The organism is Bacteroidota bacterium, assembly GCA_013696965.1.
Taxonomy (GTDB): Bacteria; Bacteroidota; Bacteroidia; order JACCXN01; family JACCXN01; genus JACCXN01.
Genome location: JACCXN010000034.1, coordinates 1 through 5237, shown reverse-complemented (window position 1 = coordinate 5237; position 5237 = coordinate 1). Strand labels below are relative to the sequence as shown.

Genomic DNA, 5237 nt, shown 5'->3' with positions numbered 1-5237 from the left:
ACACACATTCTTTACCCAATGCCCAGGTTGGCGTTAACCGCCTGTTAAATGGCGTTTGCGCCTTAACCCAACACCACGACAACTACGCTATTGCTTACTCGGAAAAGGCGGCCTCGTTAGTTTTGAGTCTATCAAACGACAACTGTCTGGTCAAAATAATGTTTTTGTCCCTGAAATTTTTTTGAAGGAGCCGGGATTTTGTCTGTGCATTCATTGATCATGAATGATGTCCATGCTCTGAAAAAATCGCGGCTACTTTTTCCGCTGCGGCTAACGCGAAGTTACATGACTTCTCAAAAAATATTCGCAAGGTCATTTAACGGTTTGCAGCTACAAGAAGTTGGCGATTTCGGAGACGAAAACTGTCTGCCACCACAAAACTTGATACGAAGCACAAAGCTTTATTTAACCACTGAACCGCCAATTTCTTGTAGGTGCTGTTAGCGGATGCCCTTCTGGCTTTCGTGTCGAGTTGCATAGTCTGTCGTGGGTTGTGCGGTTGCGTATTTTTATTTTTTTTGAAGGGTTGGAAATTTTTAAAAACAATTTTTTACTTGGGTGGCAAAAAGCACACTCTTTTGCAAGTTTTGGTTTGTGAGTTGGCTTGTGCGACTTGCAAATGTGTGTGCTTACGGATGAATGCATTACTCTTGCTTGTTGTCCTTATATAATATATTTTTTTGTTCTTCATATATCATTTTTTCTAATTGCTCATCCCACTTAAACTTTAATCCTTCTTCCCACTTTTTACCCGTAATAATATTTTCTGCTAATGTGGTCAAGTATAGCAAATTCAGTTTCAGAACAACTTTTGTATTTTCTTTAAATGACCACGATTTATCGTGATTTATATAAAGCAATGTGTCCAAGTCAATTTGAATATCGCATTTTTTTAAAAACCTATAAAATTCAATTTCCTTTTCAGAGTCATTCATTTTAATTATATGCAGTGTTAGCATATCAATACTTTTGTTTTCTATATCAATCGGCTCATAGTGAATAATTATTTTTCTATTAGCCGAATGATTACTGTAAATTATATTTAATGCGTATTTTATAACTAAGCTCTTATCAAACTCAATTTTTTCAAGAACATAGTCATACGACTTCAATGGTTGAAAAATTGATTTAGTATTCTTAACCACAATCAATATTTTCTGTCCAATATCTTTTGGTAAATTTTTAATTTCCGCTTCCATATATGGTAGTTTTTTCCATTTCGTAAAATGTGCTTTTAGATTTGCCTTGTTGACTTCCAATGTCTATTATTGTTGCACCTTCATCTTTCATTTGTTTAATCCATGTTTGATTTTCTTTATGTAGTTTTGTGTTCTTAACCACATCATCACTCAATTTACCTCCTCCTGATTTTATTAATAAATCATCCCATTCTTTTTGTGCTGCTTTCGATGGATTAAACACATTAGCACCAATTTCATCACCTAACCCTTTAACTCTTGTCATTCCCTGACCAATTACTGCCACTTTATCTGACTTTCCTTGAACTACTTTAACTGCATCAGCGGCAATGTCATGTTTTTTTAGAACTTGAGTAGTTATATCCTTAACATTATCGGCACTTTTAATTACAAGTTTTGTCGTTGTTTTAGCACCTATTTTTGTGGTGGTTAAACCTGCACGAACTGCCATACCTGCTCCGACTGACATAGGAATAAAAATAGAACCAACATCAGCAGTAAGAGCCGCCCAATTTGCTCCGCTTGTAGAGCCTGTAGTTACCTTTTCATGAATTAATAAACCTACATCGTAGGCTACAAAACCAATATCCACTATTGCATCTAACCAAGGACAAATAGGACATTGTCCATCAGGGTCGTCCCAAAATATCGGGTTATTCATAAAAGCAGAGTAGGGAGACCTTGAAGGAAACACATTGAATTTGGGGTCAACACTTGTGAACATCCCCAACCTTGCATCATACATTCTTGCTCCAAAATCGTAAGCAAAAGCAACAGGGTCAATTAAAAATCCTGTTTGTGCTGTGGTGTCAATGACTGTGATTTTGTTGGTGGCAGTTTGAAAGGTAAAATGTCCAAACGGTTCAAATTCTCTTGTTACAAATACTTCTTGAAAAACACCACCATAAAGAGTTGTAAACTTTTTTCTGTGTTCGTCAACTGGGTCAATGGTGGTGAACGGAGTTGGATTTTTATCTACAAAAGTTTCAGGAATTATCCCTGTCATGATAATTTCCTGCATGTCGTAGGGCATTTGACGATAGCCCAAGCGATACAGCAAGGCAATGTGTCTTTCAAGTTCATAAACAGTATGTGAAATTTCACTGTTTGCTTTCAGATTGTTGATGTCGTTGATGTTGTTTTCTATTGCGTAACCTGTTACTCTTGCATCTAAAATCTGTTGTTTTAGCAATAAAGCATTTAGGTTTAATCTGTCATTCTTCAGAACCAATTCAGCACATTTGAGCATGAAATCATCGTCTTTAGAACCGAACTTATGCTCATAGCTCTTAGCAAGATTTATTAAACAAATGCCTATACTTTGTTTGGTGTCGTAACTTCTTAATGCAATACCGCTTTTAATTCCTTCTGTGGTTGTATGCGTCAATGTCTGAATTGTTCCATCACCGGGATGTCCTGCGGTTGCAAGTTCAACATTGTAATAGTCTCCTTTTTTGTCTTTGTGCTGAATGTAAATGTGCTGTGGGGCGGTGCAAATTCTCGCATCCGATTTCAACCTGTCGGATAGTATTTTGAAAAATGCAGTCAGAGCAAAGCAGTTGCCCTTTTGTTCTTGTGAATAAAGAAGATTAATTACCTGTGAATTTGACCAATCTTTTATTCCAAAAGGGTCATGTGTAGCATAAGAAAAAGGTTTATGAAAAAACGGATAAATTTTTACGGTATCGGTGATGTAAGTAAAGATTGACCAATTGGCAATTGCTTTTTTATAAAGTTCTTTTTTCTCGTCAGGTAAATGTCTAATGTCGTCCATGTTGAACCTGCCGTATTGATTAACTTTTACATTAAAATCAATGCTGTCGCTCTTGTCATTTTCACTGATAATTTGATTGATAAAATACAAATGAACATCAATGATTTCTTGAAATTGTTGGTATGTATATTTACTTCCGTGATAAGGATTTTCACTGATAAAGACGGCTCTTTCAAAATTTGGTTCTTTAGTGCCTTCCAACATGGCTTTGAGTTCGTCAAAAGCCGTTTCATAGTTTTCTAATTCTTTGAATACTTTCTTTGGAACGCTGTAATATCGTGGTGGTGGATAGTTATAATTGGCTGTGTCCACCTTTGGCTGAACAGTTTCATCTGGTGCATGAGAAACACTGTCATTAATTATTGGCTTTTGCGTTTTGCAAGCACCAAAAAGCAACAAGGTTGCTACGAATATTCGGATATAGGTTTTCATCATGGTAAAAGTATTAATTTATGAATAATGATTTTTTTGATTTTGCATTTATCTTTTGTGCTGTTTGTATTTTTCCCTTTTGGTCATAGTATTTAAGAAGCTGTAAATATTCGGCTTCTGGAAAATCCTGTATTCCTAATTTGCTTACACTTTCCATATAACCATAGTAGTTTTTGTATGCTTGCAATACATCGGGGTATTTTTCCATTTCTTTCAAGTCTTTAATTCCCCTTTCCTGAATTTTACTATTGAAGTCGTCTGCATATAATCGCTTGTGTAAATAGTTGTTTGCGGTGTTGATGAAACCTTGTCTTGGAAAAAATGGCTCTGCCGAATTGATGCAATCAATAACAAATGATTTGTCATGTAACCAATGCTCTTTAATGAAATTAACTGCCAAGTCAAACAGCACGGAAGCTACAACTTGTTTTTTGTTTAGTTCGGTTACATACAAGCTGTTTCTTTGTGCTTCTGCCATTACAGGAAGCGTTTCAATGTAAAATGAATTTGGCAGAAACTTGTCAACCGTTGTTTCGTAGTTAATCACTGCACCCTGATCGTTTTTGTACCGGATAAAGGAATGTTGCGGATTATAAGCCAAATTTGCTTCAATGCCGAGTGCTTCGGCTAAAATCAAATAAGTAATTGGAAAAGTGTGGCATTGTCCGCTACCTGTGGCAATGGTTTTAGTTACAAAGTAATTTTTTCTGTCTTTTCCTGAAAGAATGTCAATATAATCGTAATAGTATGGAATGTGTCCTTGCTTTTTGCTATCAACTGTAATATATAATGTGTCAGACATAAATTTTTGAATGCCATAATGCAGGGCTTCGGGATTATTCAAATTGTAACCATTTTCTTTCAGCCATTGCTTAATGAAGTCGATGTTTGCTTTTATGGTATTGTTGTATTCTTGATAAGTTAAATGCAGGTCGCCAAAAGCTGCTTCTGAAAAGTAAAAAGCGTCCTTAATGCTTAAAGTCAGTTTGCCGTTAAGCATTTCTTGTATTACCTGTTTTGCTTTGATGTAACCTGAAAGGTCATTTTTGAAATAGTCTGAATTGTAATAGTCTTTTTCGTTTGTGATGGAATTGCTGTGTTCACTTTCCTTTAATATTTCAACCATTTCCTTTTCCATTTTGGCTTTCGGTGTCATTTGGTTGAAATTGTTTTGGGCAGTCGGATTTCCATAACCTGATTGGTTTTGCAACTGTTGCATTTGAAATTGTTGAGCGGCTTTCTGGTTTTGTTCAGGTGTCAGGTAAGGTCTGTTCATGTATGCTCCCATTTGTTTCTCAGCATTACGGTAGGTCTGCTCCATAATGTCGTTACTCGTTGCACCTAAAGCATTTTGAGTTGGTGTCTGAGGTTGTTGATTTTCAAATTGCGGTGTCTGCGGTGTTTTGATTTGTGCAAAACTGTCAATGGAGAACAACATTGTCAAGATGCAGAGAAGCCAAACAGAGCGAGGGAAAATTTGGCTCTTTTGGTTTTGCGAAGGGTCGGCTTTTGCTGTTGGGCAAAACCAAATGTGCCAAATGTGTGTCGGCAATAAAATTGTTTTTAAAAAATGCGGGAGGGCAAAAAATAAAAATACATTGGGTCGGTCTGCGTGTTGGTCAGTCGTCCGCTGGTGTCTGATGTGGTTAAAATTTTGTTTCATGTCCGTTACGTTAATTCTTGCACGGTCGCCCTTAGGGTTTCCGCTAACGTTTTTTGCATATAAGCAGGTGGCGATTGCAGCACCGAACCAAAAACCGTGAGCAGCAAAGTTAATAGAAATTCCAGGCTTTGCAATAGAGCACCAAGACCGCCACTTGCTTATATGCAAT

3 protein-coding genes are annotated in these 5237 nt (G+C 36.6%); all 3 read right to left on the bottom strand.

Features of this window, described 5'->3' with window-relative positions:
- Window positions 1-644 precede the first annotated feature (644 nt).
- The 3 genes from H0V01_05560 to H0V01_05550 are packed head-to-tail and all read right to left on the bottom strand — an operon-like array spanning window position 645 to window position 4843.
- Window positions 645-1199, bottom strand: coding sequence for a hypothetical protein (locus H0V01_05560; GenBank protein MBA2582839.1), 555 nt, complete (start codon window positions 1197-1199; stop codon window positions 645-647).
- Entirely contained in the window at window positions 1183-3408 is a 2226-nt protein-coding gene (locus H0V01_05555) for a hypothetical protein (protein ID MBA2582838.1), read from the bottom strand. Before H0V01_05555 ends, H0V01_05560 begins: the two co-directional genes overlap by 17 nt.
- 10 nt (window positions 3409-3418) lie before the next feature.
- On the bottom strand, window positions 3419-4843 hold the full coding sequence (locus tag H0V01_05550; GenBank protein ID MBA2582837.1) for a hypothetical protein: 1425 nt from the start codon (window positions 4841-4843) through the stop codon (window positions 3419-3421).
- Window positions 4844-5237: the final 394 nt, after the last annotated feature.

Coding starts and splice junctions, on each gene's coding strand:
- H0V01_05560 (MBA2582839.1), bottom strand. CDS start 1,199: ATGGAAGCGGAAATTAAAAATTTACCAAAAGATATTGGACAGAAAATA.
- H0V01_05555 (MBA2582838.1), bottom strand. CDS start 3,408: ATGATGAAAACCTATATCCGAATATTCGTAGCAACCTTGTTGCTTTTT.
- H0V01_05550 (MBA2582837.1), bottom strand. CDS start 4,843: ATGTTGTTCTCCATTGACAGTTTTGCACAAATCAAAACACCGCAGACA.